The 19,713-nt window shown below is 39.9% G+C and carries 8 protein-coding genes; 5 read left to right on the forward strand and 3 right to left on the reverse strand.

Translation table 11 applies throughout. The features are described from left to right. Positions 1-185 precede the first annotated feature (185 nt). The 5 genes from aphA to ACIH2S_RS06540 all read left to right on the forward strand — a co-directional run bounded on the left by aphA (position 186) and on the right by ACIH2S_RS06540 (position 14,977). Positions 186-899 carry an acid phosphatase AphA gene (gene aphA, locus ACIH2S_RS06520; protein ID WP_036951738.1) on the forward strand — a complete coding sequence of 238 codons (714 nt, stop codon included), beginning with the start codon at positions 186-188 and terminating at the stop codon, positions 897-899. 367 nt (positions 900-1,266) lie between these two features. Further along, a complete protein-coding gene (gene ldtD / locus ACIH2S_RS06525) occupies positions 1,267-2,994 on the forward strand; it encodes a L,D-transpeptidase (protein ID WP_108478903.1) in 1,728 nt (575 codons plus the stop codon). Positions 2,995-3,308: 314 nt separating this feature from the next. Further along, on the forward strand, positions 3,309-3,857 hold the full coding sequence (locus ACIH2S_RS06530) for a YcbK family protein (RefSeq protein WP_108478902.1): 549 nt from the start codon (positions 3,309-3,311) through the stop codon (positions 3,855-3,857). 39 nt (positions 3,858-3,896) lie between these two features. Further along, the gene (locus tag ACIH2S_RS06535) at positions 3,897-4,544 is read left to right on the forward strand and encodes an MBL fold metallo-hydrolase (RefSeq protein WP_108478901.1); all 648 of its coding nucleotides are present in this window, start codon (positions 3,897-3,899) and stop codon (positions 4,542-4,544) included. Between the two features lie 212 nt (positions 4,545-4,756). After that, complete coding sequence (locus tag ACIH2S_RS06540) at positions 4,757-14,977, forward strand: anthrax toxin-like adenylyl cyclase domain-containing protein (RefSeq protein ID WP_430248315.1); 10,221 nt, start codon at positions 4,757-4,759, stop codon at positions 14,975-14,977. 74 nt (positions 14,978-15,051) lie between these two features. On the opposite strand, the gene ACIH2S_RS06545 is transcribed toward ACIH2S_RS06540, so the two are convergent. The 3 genes from ACIH2S_RS06545 to asnS form a co-directional block, all read right to left on the reverse strand. Continuing rightward, on the reverse strand, positions 15,052-16,242 hold the full coding sequence (locus ACIH2S_RS06545) for an amino acid aminotransferase (RefSeq protein ID WP_108478899.1): 1,191 nt from the start codon (positions 16,240-16,242) through the stop codon (positions 15,052-15,054). Between the two features lie 325 nt (positions 16,243-16,567). Further along, a complete protein-coding gene (locus tag ACIH2S_RS06550; protein ID WP_279432353.1) occupies positions 16,568-17,698 on the reverse strand; it encodes a porin in 1,131 nt (376 codons plus the stop codon). A gap of 555 nt (positions 17,699-18,253) precedes the next feature. Continuing rightward, complete coding sequence (gene asnS, locus ACIH2S_RS06555; protein ID WP_108478898.1) at positions 18,254-19,654, reverse strand: asparagine--tRNA ligase; 1,401 nt, start codon at positions 19,652-19,654, stop codon at positions 18,254-18,256. Between the last annotated feature and the right edge of the window lie 59 nt (positions 19,655-19,713).

Raw genomic sequence — 19,713 nt, forward strand, 5'->3', positions numbered from 1 at the left:
AACTGTGTCGGTTTTTTATTATCTTTGCATTTTTAATTTCTTTATTTTTATTATCTTCATTTCCCTTTAAATCATTAATAGATGACCGCAATGAGATTTGAATCTCATTTTTATGTAATGAAAACTTTTATCATTGCAGTCCGTGAGTAGTTAATCACGAAATAAAACTATTATAAGGATCGAACATGAAGAAAATCACACTAACGCTAAGTGCAATTGTATTAGCGCTGAGTTTTACGGCAACATCTCAAGCCAAAATTCCAATGCCAGAAACAGTCAGTACTGGAGTGACAGTTGCGGAATTAGCGGCACAACAACCGGTTCATTGGGTCTCTGTTGAGCAAATTAAACAGAGTTTAGAAGGTAAAGCACCAATGGCGGTGGGTTTTGATATTGATGACACCGTTTTATTCTCAAGCCCAGGTTTTTACCGTGGAAAACTTGAATTCTCCCCAAATGATTTTAGCTATCTGAAAAACCCTCAATTCTGGGAAAAAATGAATAATGAGTGGGATAAATTCAGTATGCCAAAACAAGTGGGCATCGATTTAGTTAAAATGCACTTAGAACGCGGTGATAAAGTTTACTTTATTACAGGTCGTACACAGACTAAAACTGAAACTGTGACTCAATATGTGCAAGAAGGCTTAAGAATTCCTGCAGATAAAATGAATTCAGTCATTTTCGCTGGTGATGAACCCGGTAAAAATAATAAAGTAAGCTGGATGCGTGACCATAAATTAACTATCTATTATGGTGATGCTGATGCGGATATTGCTGCGGCTCATGAGTTAGATATTCGTGGGATTCGTATTCTCCGAGCTTCAAATTCCTCTTACCAACCGTTGCCAAAAGCAGGTCGCTTTGGTGAGGAAGTTGTTATCAATTCCGAATATTAATATTCGATAAAAAGTTAGTTAAAGGTGACTATTCGCCTTTAACTAACAAAATAGTGTTTATTTATTGATGACATATTCCGGCGATTTAATATAACTTATATTAAATTAATTCTATTGAGAGAATAAAAGACGTCAATATTTGATATGTTATATCGTTTAGTTTTGGTGGTAAACGCAAACAATTCTATTTCTCATGCTGTTTTTATAAATAGCGCTCATTTCGGATCGCCTACCTCAATAACTTTTTCATCAATAAAGACAAAATTAGTCAATTCCTATAACATTCTTCTCAGAGTTAAATATAATCAAATAGTGTCACTATAATAAAAAAATAATGTTATCCATGTAGTAACTTTAAGGTGGATGTATGGCAAAGAGAAGAGTGAAAGCTCTGCAGATCTCAGTATTATGTGGGCTGATGGCGATGCAGTTCCCTGCATTTTCCGCAGCAGAAAATACGCAGCAAAACAGTATGGAAATTCAACAACCTCAATCAGTTGTTGCTGAAGAAGTGAGTAAAGTCACGGCAAAAGAGAGCTTGGAAAAGCTTAACGCATCTTTGCCTGTAGAAACAAAATTGGTGTTTGCGGACCAGTTGGCAAAAATTTATGCAGACAGGCAAATGCAATTGTTATGGCAAGATGAAACGGCAATTAGCCAGTTTCAACAGCAATTAGCCGAGCTTGCCTTAGCGGGTTTCCAACCTCAATTTAGCGAATGGTTAGTTTCATTGGAAAATAGCCAGCTGAGCGAAATGGGGCGTGATGCTATTTTATCCGACGCTATGTTGGGGTATTTACAATATCTTTCTTCTGTTGAGTCAACGGGACAATATTGGTTATACACCAGCCGTCCTTATAAAATTATCGCACCAACTGCGGCACAAATGAAACCGTGGTTAGAGGCTGAATCTGAACATCGCCTGGGTGAGTGGGTGAAGGCTCAAGCACCGAAACACGCGATGTATCAGCCGATGCGCAAAGAGATGCTAAAACAGCTCGCATTGCCGGAAGATACGTTAGAAATTACAAGTACAAAGGCATTAAAACCGGGTCAAGCCAGTGATGATGTCATGACGCTCCGTGAGATTTTAGTGCGAGATGGATTATTGGAAGCCTCTGCGGTTGGTGAAGCCGTTGATGCATCCGCACCGCCAGAAGAGATCAATAAAGTCACCGCCAATGCCCGTGTGTATAGTGATGACTTAGTGGATGCAGTGAAAAAATTTCAGCTTCAATATGGTTTAGAAGCTGACGGTGTGATTGGTAAAGGCACGCGTGTTTGGCTCAATATGCAGCCAAAACAAAAAGCGGGGCTGATGGCACTGAATATTCAGCGTTTACGGATTGTGCCGGAAAGTAGTGGTACAGGAATCTTGGTGAATATTCCTGCGTACACATTGGATTTTTATCTGAATAACGACATCATTTTGGATTCGAAAGTGATTGTTGGGCGTGCAGATCGTAAAACGCCAATTATGAGCAGCGCACTGAATAATGTGGTGATTAACCCACCTTGGAGTGTGCCAACCAGTTTGGCGCGCAAGGATATTGCGCCGAAAGGTAAAATGGATCCAAGCTACTTTAGCCGCAAAGGCTATACGGTTTATTCAGGTTGGGGGCAAGATGCTTATGAAATCGACCCTTATACAATCGACTGGGAAAATATTACGCCAGCGAATTTCCCTTATCGCATTCGTCAAGCACCAGGCTCAAGTAACTCTTTAGGGCGTTATAAGTTTAATATGCCAAGCTCAGATGCGATTTATTTGCATGATACACCGAACCATAGTTTGTTTAATAAAAATGCCAGAGCAATTAGTTCAGGCTGTGTTCGTGTAAATAAGGCTAGTGAGCTAGCGACGATATTATTAGGTGACGCAGGTTGGGCTCAGACTCGCATTGATGGGGCATTAAAAGAAGGTTCAACACGTTATGTGAATATTCCTGACCGTATTCCTGTGTACCTTTACTATCAAACTGCGTGGGTTGATAAAGATGACCAACCGCAATACCGGGCTGATATTTATCAATATGATGGCAGTATTGGTAATGCAGAAAAATATCTGCCTGCAATCAAAGTAATTTTAAAATAGTGACTATTACTCGAGGGGCTTAGGCTCCTCGATGCTATTTCCTGCATTAATTCCTAAATCTTCCTAACAATTCCGTTTTAATATATTTATATATTGAATGCATTGTGTTTACATATCATACGCAGTAAGGAATTAAAGTCGTCTTAATCGGCATGTTATAAGTGATTTCACTCACCTTTTTGCATAAAAGTGATGGATTTTCCTTAATTTACGCAATTCTTTACATAATTATACATTAAAGCTAAATATCCTTTGCTAGACTGATGAAGTTGAAATGTATATTTACTGAATAATTAACACCTGAGTTATCACCTATGGATATGATTGATCAAAACCGCAGAAAGTGGTTGGGAATTGGTGCTGCCGCAATCGGTCTGGGACTATTACCTAATCATGTACTTGCTGCAATGAGTACACCTCGCCCAAGAATTTTACGTTTTCAAAACTTAAATACAGGTGAGTTTTTAAAGACCGAATTTTTCGATGGTCGCCGTTATAATAAATCTGAATTAGCTCGCTTAAATCACCTTTTCCGTGATTATCGCTGCGATAAAGTGAAAACCATTGATCCTAAATTATTTGACCAAATTTATTTACTGCAAATGATGATGGGAACCAATAAGCCAGTTCAGCTGATTTCAGGTTACCGTTCATTAGAAACGAATAATGCATTGCGTCGTAAGAGCTCTGGTGTGGCTAAGCAAAGCTACCATACCCGTGGGCAAGCGATGGATTTCCATATTGAAGGCTTGCAGCTAAGTAACGTCCGTAAAGCGGCATTAAAAATGAGTGCTGGCGGTGTGGGCTATTATCCGAAAAGCAATTTCATTCATATCGATACAGGTCCAGTGAGAACATGGTAATCTGTGCATAGGTGACACAGATTATGGAGTGATTGTTCGATGAAATATACTATTATCCCAGTAACCCCGTTTATGCAAAACTGTCAGGTTATCTGGGATGAAACCTCGATGAATGCAGTGATTGTTGATCCCGGTGGTGAGGCTGAGAAGCTGATTGCCGCCATTGAAAGCCGCGGATTAACATTAACAAAAATCTTACTTACCCACGGTCATTCTGACCATATTGGCGCCTCAGCCCCTCTTGCAAAACATTTCGGTGTACCGATTTATGGTCCACAGAAAGAAGATGCGTTCTGGATTGAAAATCTCGCTGAGCAAAATGCGATGTTTTATATTGGTGATTGCCCTGATTTCACACCAGATCATTGGTTAGAAGAGGGGGATAGCATCATGTGTGGGAACATCAAGTTTGATGTGCTGCATTGCCCTGGCCATACACCCGGTCATATTGTTTTCGTGAACCATGCAGACAAGCTCATTTCCATGGGAGATGTGTTGTTTAAAGGTGGTGTCGGACGCAGCGATTTCCCGCGTGGTAACCATCAAGATCTTATCGCATCGATTAAAAATAAATTGCTGCCTCTTGGTGATGATTATCACTTTATTCCGGGACACGGTCCTATGTCCACATTAGGGCATGAGCGTATTTCTAATCCTTTCTTACAAGATGAATTACCGGTTTGGTAATGATGTTTGAATAAAAACCTCCTATAAAAGCCTCTTAATTGGGGCTTTTTTGTATAAAAATTTAAAACTCATTTATAAAAAAATAAACTATATCCTAATTATATTTCTTCGGTTTTATTCTGTTAATTATCTTTGGTATTTTTTAATAAATAGGTAATCAGTTGCTTATTTATTAATTTAAAGAATATATTGATTTTAACAATGAGGTATAAATGCCAAAGCCAAATATTGAGTTGAGATTTTCACAAGAAACGTTATTAATTAATTTAAAAGAGTTTGATAACAAAGGGAAAATCGCGAATTTTTTCAGAGGCGAAAAATCGCAAAGTAGGTTGAGTCACTTAAAAAAAATGGTGACATGGGATGGTGTGGATTATTCCATGTCAGATGGCTACTGTTATGGGTTTTCAAATGAGTTCTTATCTTATAGTTCAATAGGCCAAGGGAACGATTATCTTAATAAGTTAAATGAATTAATAAATATTATCGATGATAAAACAGAATATAAAAATGCTTATGATAAAGTCAGAGCTAAATCATTAAAAATGCACGCAAGTGTACTATTCAATGAGTATTTAAAAGATGTGATACATACTCATAGAATCGAAACTGATTCATCCGTTATTCATGCAAATTTATCGTATCGGTATGTTACGCCAATTGAAGGGAAGTCTTTTCTGGAATATATGAGTCATTCGATTGATGAAGGTATCGAATCATATAAAAAATATCGTGAAAAAAATAAAAATAAGCAACAGTATGCAGATAATCTTAAAGAGCTTCAAAAAATAAAATTACATCAATTTTACGATGCGTTGGAAATCGAATTTAGCCAGATTGAGAAACGTAATAATCCATTGGCCCAAGACCCTTGGTTCAAACAGTTTCATGAACGATTTTCTAGCCGGAAAAATGAAATAGCGAAAAACTTTGATATTAACGATGCGAATTTTTCTAAAGAAATGATCTTAAAGAGTCTTGATTTTGATAACTATAAAATTCAAAAAGAAAACAATAGGAAAAACGGAGTTTCATTAGATTTAGATAATCATAGTTATAACGGTAGGGAGAGCTATCGTAGCGAAATTAACCTCAATGAATTTATTCGTAAAATTTCCAGCCATACGAAGAAAGGTCAAGAAACATTGTTGTTTGAATTTAAGGCTGTAAATCATTCCATGGCATTGGTAGTCGAATACAATCAGAAAACTCAATCATGGGGTTACAATTTCTTTGATCCTAATTATGGTGTTTTTAAATACTATGACGAGGCAAGCTTCAAGACATTTATTATCGACTTTGTTGATAAACAGGCAGATTATTATGGTTTTTTAAGAAAAGAAAACGGTGATTTTGGTATCGGTTACTCATCATTTAATAAAAATGAATTTCAAAGAGCACCTTTAAAAAATCTTAATATTGAGAATATTAAGCTGACAGAAAGCTTGCTTTTAGCTGAAGGGAAAGAAACTGTTTATCTCGATAACAATAAGAAAAATAAGTTGATATATCAAGAATTTTTCTTAGAGAATGAATTTGTTAAAATTAAAGCGGATTTAAACGGGAAAAAATATTTTATCTTCACTGATATACTCGATGTGGCAGAATTGAAAACACGAATAAATGACAATCTGGAAACGTTATCTAAAATATCAAGTGATATCGTTATTTCTCAAAACGAAAGTAAAGTGTATTCCGTTAGCAGTAACTTTGATGTGATTCACTTAAAAAATGTAGCAACCTCCGCACCAAGCCTTCATGCAAGTAGTCAAAGTTACTCGAACATCAATTTAAAACTTCAGCCATTATCAACGACGGAAAAAAGCGCCAATATCGGAATCCCCATTGAGCACCAAAAAGCTATTTCACTAATAGCAGATAAAGAAGATATTATTATTGGCTTTCGTCCGATAGATGAGAAATCGAGTTCATTGATCCAATCCGGTCACTATAGTAGCAAAGGGCTGGCGATAAAAGGAAAGAGCGCGGATTGGGGGCCTCACTCAGGATTTATACCTGTAGAACAGAGATTTGCTAAATCATCAGGGCGGGCAGAAAGCAAAAAATATAATAGTTATGTCCAAGATTCGCTGGCGAAAGGCAAGGGTGTTTCGGTGATATTGGAAATAACATCTGAGCGTATTAACGAACTCCAACAATATAAAACCATTTCATCACCAACGACTATAAATAAAAATGGCGATATTCAGGTTACTTCTGTTCTTGATGGGAATGAAGTCCATTTTATATTGAAAAGATTAACTCGAGATGGAGTGGATACTTGGCAAGTTTATTATCAAGATAATGGTGAAATTAAACCATTTTATGTTGTTGGTGACCCTAAAACGGGGAAAGCCATGACCGCCGATTATGATTTATTCAGTATTATTTTCCCAATTTCAGAGCTGGAACACTATGTCAAAGTGAGTGAAATGCCAACTTGGGCAGAGTGGAAAGCCAGTGTGAATTTTGATGAGCTAACCTCACGTCAGAAAGCGTTATATGCCAATGAAGCAGAATATAATAAGCATGAAGGTCGGGACAATGGCATCACTAATAACAGAATTAAAGAGATCAAAAATAAGTTAAACAAAAGGCTTAACCGTACAAATGGTATGGAGTTAATTCACCATGGTGCGGATGATGCAAACCCGGCAAGCGTCATGAAAGAAAACTTCCCGATTACGTTTTTCCTGCCTGAAAAATTAAAGGCGCGAAATGCCTTAACAGGTTCCTCCGAAGCGATATCCACCTATTTTCAGATGAACGCACAAGGCGCCATTATTATTAATGATGTTGAGCAGCTTTCTAATTTCCAGCAACTACTCATTAACCAAGGTTATCGTGCGCCATTAAATAAAAAATGGAGCGAAGGAGATATTGGGCAATATTTTGATCCCAAACGCAAAATATCAGACAGTTTTATTGAAGGACGGATTGAATTGGCGCGGAAAAAAAGCTTAGCCAATCAATTCGCGCTTAATGTGGATGTTGCAGCAATTCAACAACAGAGTCAGCACTACGATAGTGAAATGGAGCGACAACTTGGCAAACCCGTCGCTCAATTAGATACAGGATTTGATGATGTTTATCTTCAGCATATGATGCAGAGTCATTCTGAGTTCCTCGCCGGGGAGCGATCTCCGACAACCGACTCAATTGATCAGTGGCAGGATCCTATGTCGCGATATCAAGAACTCACGCAGCGGAACACAAAAATCAACAGAACCGTAAAGCCAACACAGTATGACTACAATGTGTTTATTATGCTTGCTGGGGATAATGTTTCTGCATGGTCTACTGCGCGTGCATTTTCTAAACATCCCGATGATTCAATGATCGTTCAATTCAACATGCAGACGAAGCAATATAAAGTGCTACATGGGGATGTTAAGCGTCTAGAAACAGGAAAAATACGTTTTATCACAATCGGTCACGGTAATTATCAAGGTGAGAATCAACCGACGACGTATGCAGGAAATTCTGCTAAGCAGTATGTTGAAGGTCTACGTTTTTTACAACATGAACTATTAGGTGATCGTAATCCTGATAAATTGGTGATGTTAGGGTGCAATTTAAGTCGCGGAGGGGTCAATGAAAACTTTGCGATGAAAGCTGTCAGTTTATTTGCTGAACATAATATGCATATGCCCGTGACAGCTTATAATCGTCCGGTCAGAAATATCCATTCAGGAGCCAAACTTGTTCAGCCAGCGGGTGATCCCACTGAGGCAGTGAGTCCGGAAGGCTATAAGTTTATCTATCAATATCACCCAGAGACACAGCAAATACGTGTTAATCGTCAATCAAGCACACTGTTTTTTATCAATGAAGTGCGTCGAGGTGAATTATCCATAGACCAATTAACGTATTATACCAAACCCGATCATTTCTCTGCGTTTAGGGATCCGGGTACGCAAAATTTAGATCTCAATCTCTTGAGGAAAGTCATTTATAACCCTGAAGTTTATCGATTATTTGTTGGCGAATTAAAAAAAACAGGCGGGAAATTACCCGATAATTTCTATCGTGATTTTACGAAAAAATTAAATCAAGAAGGAATGACGTCTATCCCATTATGGAAAATGGTTGATAAAACACGTATACAAAAACTGTCCAGCCCGACATCGACTGCCACAGACTCAAATTTAACGGTCATTATCCGCCTTACTGGTGATGGAAAAGGTCGCCAACTTGCAGAAAGCTGGGCAGCGAAAAATCCATATAATACGCTGATTTTTCAAATGGACGCAGAGGCGAAAAAGTGGACTATTGAATACGGTGAGGCTTCGATTGCTTCATTAGTAGAGAGCCAAAAAACGGTGGACTGGCTGCTGATAGGTGATGGTGAAACCTTAAGTAAATCAAATATAAACTTGGTTTCAGGATTAGTTGCGCTAAAACAGAAATACCCATTCGCGGCACCAGACCATATTCTATATCATACCTTGAGTGACGGGATGATCACTGAGGCTGCGGAACATCACAGCTTTACTTCTGAGCTTGAAGCGACGTTAAAACAGCATGGGTTCGAGACTAAGGTATTGTCGAAATTTACTCATGAGCGAGGAGCGTTATCCACAACAAAAGGGCAACAAATTCAAGCGTTGTTTGAAAAAGTGGCACTAGGAGAACAGGATCTCAACGCGATCCGTTTGACGGACCATCCTTATTTAGCAGACGATTTTACGAATGAGCACGGGAATTTTGACCAACGAAAATTCAAAATTGCACTTCATGATCCATTCGTCAATGCAGAATATAATCAATCGCTGAACAAAGATGAAACTCAGCTACCTCTATGGTTATCGGGGAACATTGAGCAGGACCTGCAACCGTCTCACCCGCGACAAGCAATAAAAATGCAAAGGTTGCTGTTAGCCATTAAAAATGATTTGTCGGTATTAAATCATCTGAGTGATCACTCAGTTGAGTTACTTAAATCTCTATTTCCGGCAGGTGATGGGGTTGATAAAGGAAAAATATTAGATTTGGTTACTGACCATAATAAATTTATGCTTTTTAGTGATAAATTAGAGGGATTTAGCCAGATTAGTGATAGTCATTTTGATGGGGAAAACGCGCTCCTGAAAGGGCTTTCATTTTCAGAGGCATTAGATGCTTATGAAAATAACCAAACTCAACGTTTGAAACAATATAATCAGTTATTGAATTATCAAAACCAGATGGAGGCGGGATATCATAGCGGTTTAATTAATCATGGAATAATTCGTTCAGATAAGCCGGCTCAATCTATCGACCAAACTTTAGGTGCCGTATATGCCATTGAATATCATCTGACAGACAGTTATGCCGCGAGAAATTTCTTAGAGCAAAAAGCACAACTTGAATGGGCTAAACAGCACGGTGTTTTAACTGCCTCTGGCGAAGCATTGCTAGATAAAATGCAGCAATATGAGCAGGGCATTAGTACGCGAGTTAAGAATAGTGGGGTCACGATTGCTGATCAATCAATCTCAACACTATTTTCCCCTGAGGCTGACTCGGTAAATGGGATTGTATTCTTGAAAGGGAAAGTGACGAGCTATACCGTTATTTACGTGAAACGCAATGGTGTTTATGAATTCAGCTTATTTGATCCTCAGGGCATCCAATTTACCAGTAAAAATGCCTCTCTTCAGACTGCAAAGCATCAGTTCAAACAACATTTAAAAAACTATTTTAATCAAACTATAGAACTTGCTGATGGACAATCTATGCCTCGGGGAGTCGCGGCAGGATTTCAATTAACTAGCGATGGCGATTTTAGAACCAATCTTCAATTTATCAATCTTGAAGATAATGAATTGAAAGTGTCGCTATCTGAATCTTTAAATCAGCGAACGTTAATTAGGGAACAGGTGGAATTTAATTCGACTCAAAATTGTTGGGTTGAATTAAATGGAGAGAAAATAGCCTTTTCTAAATTACAGCATCTTGGCGCGACGATAGATGGGAAGCCTATTACTCATGGAGATATGGCATTACCTAATTTGCATAAGAATATACGCTTTTCATCTGAAAAATTGGCGATGTATTTTACGGTAATGGACGGAAATAAAGATGATATTGCGTTTATAAAGATATTTTATGAACAATTAAGTTCTGGGGATATTTATCAATTGGTGAAACGTGATGCAAACTTTGCTGAGTCTGGGGTGCTTAAAAAACAATTTAAATATTTAGCAAACGATGTAGATCTTCAACACGAGTCTGTTTCATCAACCACATTACAAAATATTAGGCAGGCAGGTACTCGACTTCCATTATTTCACCGGATTGCTAATCGCTTTGGGCAAAGCATGGGCGGTGCTGGGGCTATTCAGGGTCTCATAGGGGCTTATTCAATTTTGAATCGATTGGATAACCCGGATATCACCGATGAAGAAACTAAAGAATTAGAAAAACAATTATATTTACTTTGCGCTTCTGCCTTTTTTAATTACGGTGACATGATAATACAGCCGATGTTGCTCAATATTGCCTCAAAAAAAAGTGCTACTTCACTTGTTAGAGCAAGGATATCGACAGGTGTTGTGGTAATTTTTAATTTAGTTGGGATGGGCATTGATATTTATCAAGCCTACGATAGCCTCTCTAAGTTAGATAGCGTGACAGACCCGAAACAGCGCCAAGATCTCATTGTTAATGCTTCATTTTCTATTGTTAGTGCGGTGGTTAATGGTGTCACGGTTATTGCGGTACTGGTAGGAGCTTCCTCAGTCCCTGTAGCGGGATTGGTTATTGGCGGAATATTACTGGTTGGCGGTTGGGTCTATAACGGTGTTCGTGCTGTCGAAAAGATTAAAACAGTGATTGATATCGATTGGGATCGTGAACTAGAAGAAGGGATCCGAGGGGCGCTAGGATTAGAGCCCACGTTGCGTAGCCAACAAGAAATGAGTACCCAGTTATATATTAATGCGTTTAAAGACCAAGATTGGCAGATGGATCTTACTCAGTTTGAAAACAGTATTTTGCAAGCAGGTTTTGACCATCACTTAAGTATTGTTGAAAAACCCACTTATCAAAATGAACCCCGATATTATTTAGTAGATGACTATGGTAATCATTTTTACGGAACCCTAAAAAATGAATATCACGGCATGAATACTTGGGGAATGCGTTATACAGAGAAAGGCGCGCCATCGTTCACTGCGGCGGAAGTCGAGTTTATTTTGGTCAACAAAGTGATAAGAAAGACAGCATGGTATCGAAATTTAAAACATCTTTATAGTAGTAAGGGACGGAATCTACGAGAACATTTTCGCTCACATAAAAAAGCCAAAGAAGTGATTGACCTTAAACGCACAGGGAGTGAGCCAACCCACGAACGCTATTATTTAAATTTGGCCTACAAAAACCCGTTACTCGATGAATTTCAAACTCGCCATCGTATATCAAATGGTGATGCCACATTATCGCTTCAAGACCAATTAGCCCAATCGAATCCTGAACAGCTGAGCTTCTATTCAAAAAAAAGGGAGTTTGGGGTATTAGGGCAACAGATATTACAAGAAAATGAACGCCTCTCCAGTGAGCATTTAGTTAATGATAAAAAAGGTATTAGCCTTTATCTTAAGAACCCGCATAGCCGAGGAACGAGTTGGAATACAGGGAATGGCAATGACTTACTTATCGGCCATCAAGAACAAAAAAATGCCTTTCAAGTTCTTTCTGGGGAGAAATATTTTGCGGGGGGAAATAAAGATGATCTGTTTTATATTCGGGACAGTAGTTTAACGTCACTTCGTTCCCGTGATGATAATAAACCAACAAAGTACCTAGATGGTCAGCAAGGACAAGACACGGTCGTGGTCGATAGCTTACCTGAAGGTTATGATGTCCATGCCAATTTAGCGTTAAATAGTCTGCACTATAAACATCAGTTTACACATCAATTTATTTCGGTTGCCCATTTACAAAGTATCGAGAATATCCTTATCAAAGGAAATAGTAATGACAGGTTACGTGGCAATGATATGGCTAATATTCTTGATGGCGGATTGGGTAAAGATTTACTTATTGGGGAAGATGGTAACGATAAACTGATTTTAACCCAAGGAATGGCGGTAGGCGGTCAGGGTGATGATAGTTACCATATCCGACGTTTTGATTGGACGGCGGATGTGGATAACCTTTATCTGACGAACCGCTATTGGGATGGGAAACTAAAAGCAGTCAAAACCAAAACGACGCTTAACCCAATCTACCAACATAACCATCAACAGTATCACGTAAAAGTGGTTATTGATGAGTCCAGCCAATCTCAAAGCATTGTTAGCCTAGAGTATTCACTGAATGAAATAAAACAGGTCTATCTTCAAGATAATAACTTGTATCTCGTCATTTCACTGCCTAGCTCTAAGGTGGATGATTTTACTTACAGCAATGTTGAGAGTTCGGTAACGATTGTCTTGAATAACGTGACTACGGTGAGTCAAGGTCAACAAAAAACCAACCATACTTATCGGTTACATACGAAAGATGGTTTTGTGATGACCAGCCAGATAAAAGCGTTAGATGAAGGGGCGCCGACCCAATTCTTCAATATTAGCTATATTCAAGAAAATGACCAACTAAGAAACTCAGATGGTAAATCAGTCAAAATTGATGAAACGTTAAATGCCATTACCATCAACCAAAATCGTCATCATATAGCCTCAAGTTGGGGATGGTTTACGCCCATTGGGCGAGCGGAGAATTTGGTGTATCAGGGGGATGATAAGAACAATCTATTATCACTGATTAGTTCTGGAAGTTACATTCATGCCAGCCGCGGAATAGATACCTATCAAATCGTACATGCGGAAGATGAGCGTTCGACAATCACCTTTGATTTTGCATCGGTTAATGGGCAATTTACGGCAGATGATAAAGTCATCTTACTTCTGCCTACCGATAATGGTTATGCATTGTCAATGGAGGGGTTAACGCTATATAGCAAGGATAAATTCGGTCAGCGGCAATTAGCGATTAATTTCGTCAATGTTGATGACAAATTGACCGATGTTATTTTGATTCAGGATAGAAACAGCAATATGTTTTCATTAGATTTGCAGACTCAGAGCCTTATGCCACTGAAACCTGTTTCTAAGAGTAGTGACAGTGCCGATGAAATTATTTTACCAGTAGGCTATCTGTCTGAGCGGCATATCATTGATGGGAAAGATGGCGATGACATTATTATCAATAGAAGCCTAGCCAGTTACATACTGATAGGTGGTGAAGGGGATGACAATATCAAAGCTATTGATGGTAATAATGTGTTATATGGTGGCGCCGGAGACAATTTTTTGAGTGGTGGTGAAGGCGATGACTTATTGTTGTCAAGTCAAGGAAATGACACCTTAATGGGGGAGGCGGGGAATGACCACTATGTTATTGATGGAAACCATTCTGGTACTGTTTATTTAGAAGACAATCTCGGTGATAACCACATCCATCTAATTAACTTTAAACCACAAGTGATTAAGGATGCCTCAGGGGAAATACAGTATCACCTTTATGTTTCTCAAGCGGGAAAAATCGTCAAAATCAAACCGCCAACCGATGGCAGCAACGCTAGTGTTACTGTGCATCACTATGAGCAATTAGATGCGGAATATTTCTCTTCGGCAAAAAATGGAATGACACCATTAGTAGACTACTTATCCGCTCAACAGGATTTAGCTAAACAGTCTGGTCGATTAGCAACCTGGAAGCCAGTGAGTGAATTAGCTGAAACATTAAAGGGAATGGCTAAACCATTGAAACAAACCACAGGAAATGATGCCATCTTAATAAAAACACCTAGCGAACACTTTTTGATAGATACGTTAGATGGCGATGATGAAATTGTTGATGAATCCTCCCAAGGGCGCGTGATCAAGGGTGGGAATGGGAATGATAAACTGATTTGCTTTGATGGTGAGAACGTTCTGTATGGTGGGGAAGGTGATGATACTTTACTGGCAAAAGGTATGGGGCGGGATGTTCTGATTTCGTTAACTGGCAATGACAAGCTTTCCGGCGAGAAAGGCGATGATCTCTACATTGTGAGTGGTCATGGGCAAGGAAATGTGGCCATTCATGATTTTGAAGGGCGTAATCAAGTGGCTCTGATTGACTTTAAGATAGATGCTATCCGTTATCAGGAAGTATCTCCTACTATTGCGGAGACAACCTATCAGTCATACAGCGGAAGAACGGTCACGCTACGCCATAATAATCACCAAGGCTCGATGGCTAATGTGACGCAGGTGAGCCACATAAACAATCATCAGAAACTCTCACAACAGAATGTGGATTTAAAGATTGATCGTTTGGTTCAACTGCTTGCAGAGCAGCGGATTGAGCATGAAAGCAATTTGGAAAATCAATCTAAAAAGAATTCGCCAGTGCCTTATTGGGGTGCGGTGTCTACAACAGTGCATTTTCTTAACGTTCTGTAATTCCTATTGATGTAAAAACAAAAAAACACCCCATTAAGGGGTGTTTTGCAATTCATCAGATTCCAAATTGAATCTTAAAGCACTTTTACAATAGCATCACACAGCGGAACCATGTTTTCCAGTGTTAAGCCAGCCACGTTGATGCGGCCAGAACTTACTGCGTAGATACCAAATTCGCTACGTAGACGCTCTACCTGCTCTTTAGTTAGCCCACTGAAGGAGAACATACCATTTTGGTTGATGATGAAGCTAAAGTCTTGTTTAGCGCCTTTCTCTTCCAATGTTTTAACCAGCAGTTGACGCATACGTTTAATACGTTCGCGCATTGAGGTCAGTTCTTGGATCCACTCAGCTTTTAATGTTTCATCAGACAGGATAGTGGTAACCACCGCCGCACCGTGTGCTGGTGGGTTGGAGTAGTTAGCACGAATAACCGCTTTCGCTTGGCTAAATGCGCGCTCTGCGTTATCGCTATCTTTGGCGATGATGGTGCAAGCACCCACACGCTCATTGTACAGACCGAAGTTTTTCGAGAATGAGCTGGCAACAATCATTTCTGGGTTGTTTTTGGTGAAAATGCGTAAGCCTTCTGCATCTTCATCTAAACCTTTCGCAAAACCTTGGTAAGCGAAGTCGAATACAGGTAATAACCCTTTTTCAGCACACAGAGCAGCCAGTTGAGTCCATTGCTCTGGCGTTGGGTCAATACCGGTTGGGTTATGGCAGCAGCCATGGAGAACAATCACATCACCAGCAACCGCAGATGACAGGCTGTTTAGCATGCCAGCAAAGTCCATACCGTGGTTGGCTGCATCGTAGTAATTGTAAGTCAGCACTTCTAAACCAGCTGCTTCGAAAATATTCTTATGGTTAGGCCACGTTGGGTTGCTGATCCAAACACGCTTTGCGTTAGTTTGTTTAGCAATGAAATCGGCTGCGATACGCAGGGCACCTGTACCACCTGGTGCTTGCGCCGTACGAGCACGTTGTGAGCTGATGATTTCATGGTTAGCACCAAACAGCAGCGTTTGAGTGACACGACCAAACTCCGGCATTCCGCTAATCGCGAGGTAGTTTTTGGTATTCTCGTTGTCTAGCAGGAATTTCTCTGCTTTTTTGACGGTGTCTAGAACAGGGGTTTTACCTGATTCGTCTTTGTAGACACCGATACCGAGGTTGATTTTGTTATCGCGAGGATCAGCACGGAAACTATCAGCAAGACCGAGGATAGGGTCAGCTGGGGCAGAAATGATTTTCTCAAACATATTGTCGATTCCAAAACTCTGTGGTTTAGCTGAAAAGAGGTACAACGGAAAATGTCGAGCTATCAGAGTAACTTGGAAGAGGGTTTTTGCCAATTGTTTTACTAAAAATTGGTGTGATCTTGTGAGCTAGATAGCCATTACATCAAATTTAACCAAAAATTGAGTATAGACCAGTGAGTTAATCTAATTAGTGGGATTATTAACAAATAAGAGGGTTAGCCGATTCGATGATGGAGGAATAAAATGCGAGCAATAAAAAAGCAGCGCCGGAGCGCTGCTTTCAAAAACATGATTTACTGTTTTCAGATTATCAGTTAACTGATAATTAGAATTGGTAAACTAAGCCCAGACCTAACACGTTGTCAGTGCTGATACCAGCAGCTTTAGTGAAGTCGTTGTCTTTCAGCAAGTTGATTTTGTAATCAACAACTGCAGACATGTTTTTGTTGAAATAGTAGTAAGAACCTACAGAGATATATTTAACTAAATCTTCGTTTTGGTATTTACCATCAACATTTTTGTACAGGTCTTTACCTTTAGATTGGTTATAACCTAAAGATGGTTTCAGACCGAAATCGAACAGGTATTGAGCTACTAATTCAACGTTTTGAGTTTTGTTAGCAACACCACCTTCTTCGCCGTAGCGAGTTGTGTTAAGTGTTTCACCGTACATAGCTGCTAAGTATACGTTGTTAGCGTCAAATTTCGCACCAACATCCCATGCTTGAGCACGTTCGCCAGACGCTTTACCATTAGTATCAACGTTTTGTGCTGGAGTACGGGAAGAGTTAGAGTAACCACCACCCAGAGTCACGCCCCAACCTAAGTCATAAGCGGTAGAGAAACCGTAACCGTCACCGTTGTTTTTATCAACTGATGAGCTAGTTGACAGGTTTTCGTCACCATTTTTACCTTGGTATTGCAGAGCGAAGCTCAGGCCATCAACATAACCGAACATGTTGTTGTTACGGTAAGTTAACAGGTTACGGTTACGTGAAGTCATGTAGTTGTCTGACTGAGCCATAGTGTCGCCGCCCCATAATGGGAAAACGTCGGTCCATGCGTTCGTGTCATAGATAACACCGTAGTTACGGCCGTAGTCGATAGAACCGAAATCTTGGAATTTCAGACCAGCATACGCTAAACGGTTTTTGTTTGTTGACTCTGATTCACTTTTGTTAGTTTTAGTTTCCCACTCAAAACGACCAAAACCAGTCAGTTGATCAGTGATTTGAGTATCACCTTTAATACCTACGCGAACACGTGAATCATCACCGTCTTGGCTTTTAGCGTTGCTGTCTTCGCTAACGCGAGCATCAGCAAAGTAATGACGTACGTCCACTTTACCGTAAACGTCTAATTTGTTGCCGTCTTTGTTGTAGACTTCAGCTGCGTTTGCTGCACCAGCAGCTAACAGAGCTGGGATAACCATTGCAAGAATATTGCGTTTCATCATTATTATTACCCTCATTGGTGTTATTCGGACACCTGCCACTGCCAAAAATAATCCATAAATTTCTTTTGAACTATTTATGAGAGATTAGTGTCGTCTTTAGTCGGCGTCCAGTGTTCCATTGGTAGATAAATTTATCTACCCCCAAAATGCTACAAAAACGAAGATTCTGAAACAAATGGTAACAAGGTGTTTCTAAATGTAAAAAATCGAGTAAAAAATAACCACTCATCCTACCAGTTGAAAAAATTTTACAAAAAAGAGGGAACTTTTTTGAAAGACAAATTGAACTTTTTTCGAACGATATCATTCATTGATGAGGGAAAAGTGTACTGACAAATAAGAATGGCAACACGCTCAAAGCAGATTATTCTTAGTCGGAATAGGAATCGTTAATAAAAAAGCAAAAAATAGGGCGATAAAAGGAAAACTGTGACAGTGCTCTCAAAATATTCAGTCAGGGCCAATAGTTAGTAATAAACAGTAGAGATAACAATATCGGGCCACTTAGTGACCCGATATGAATAACCATTTAAGCCCTATGACGGGTAATTGGCATTAGAATGCCGCGTTTCTTGGGGTACGTGGGAATGGGATCACTTCACGTACGTTGCTGACGCCAGTGACGTAAGCAATTAAACGCTCAAAACCAAGACCGAAACCAGAATGAGGCACGGTGCCATAACGGCGCAGATCACGATACCACCAGTAATCTTCTTTATTCATGCCCATTTCTTCTAAACGTGCATCCAGTCTGTCCAAACGTTCTTCACGCTGAGAACCACCGATGATTTCACCAATGCCAGGGGCTAAGACATCCATCGCAGCAACGGTTTTACCGTCTTCATTAAGGCGCATATAGAAAGCTTTAATATCTTTCGGGTAGTTTTTAACCACAACTGGCGCTTTAAAGTGCTGCTCTGCTAAGTAACGCTCATGTTCTGAAGACATATCGACACCCCAATAAACTGGGTTTTCGAATTTCTGACCGCAGGTTTCGAGGATTTTGATCGCATCGGTATAGTCAACTTGAGCAAAATCAGAACTCACAAAACGTTCCAGACGGTTAATCACATCTTTATCGACACGTTCAGCAAAGAATTCAAGGTCATCGCGACGTTCGGTTAATGCCGCGTTGAATGCATATTTCAGCATTTCTTCAGCAAGACCTGCGATGTCATCTAAGTCAGCAAATGCGACTTCAGGCTCTAACATCCAGAATTCAGCCAAGTGGCGGCTGGTGTTGGAGTTTTCAGCACGGAAAGTTGGACCAAAGGTGTAGATTTTGCTTAATGCAGTCGCATAAGCTTCGCCGTTCAGCTGACCAGAAACCGTTAAGAAGGCTTCGCGACCGAAGAAATCTTCGCTGAAATCCACTTCGCCTTTGTCATTACGTGGCAAGTTGTTGTAGTCCAGTGTAGAAACACGGAACATTTCACCCGCACCTTCAGTATCTGATGCAGTGATAAGTGGGGTAGAAACCCAGAAGAAACCCTGTTCATCAAAGAAACGATGCAGAGCTTGCGCTAATGTGTGGCGAACACGTGCAACAGCACCGATTAAGTTAGTGCGTGGGCGCAAGTGAGCGGCTTCACGTAAAAACTCGACGCTGTGGCGTTTGGCTGCCATTGGGTAAGTGTCAGGATCTTCAACCCAACCAACGACTTTCACGGACGTTGCTTGCAATTCAAAAGGTTGACCTTGACCTTGAGATTCGGTCACGACACCGGTGACTTCCACTGAGCAGCCTGTGGTTAAACGCAGGACTTCGTCATTATAATTAGATAAATTATTATTGATGATAGCCTGTAATGGGTTAAAGCATGAACCGTCATAAACGGCGAGGAAAGAAAAACCAGCTTTTGAATCTCTCCTTGTACGTACCCAGCCTTGAACGGTGACTTCAGAGCCCACCGCCACACGGCCTTGCAGTACATCGACTACAGGCGCAACGATCATAAAAATTACTCTCTTTTAAATAATATTAACGATATGAGATGACGAGTATGCGTTATTGG

Origin of the sequence: Providencia lanzhouensis, from assembly GCF_050469745.1 — a bacterium.
Taxonomy (GTDB): domain Bacteria; phylum Pseudomonadota; class Gammaproteobacteria; order Enterobacterales; family Enterobacteriaceae; genus Providencia; species Providencia lanzhouensis.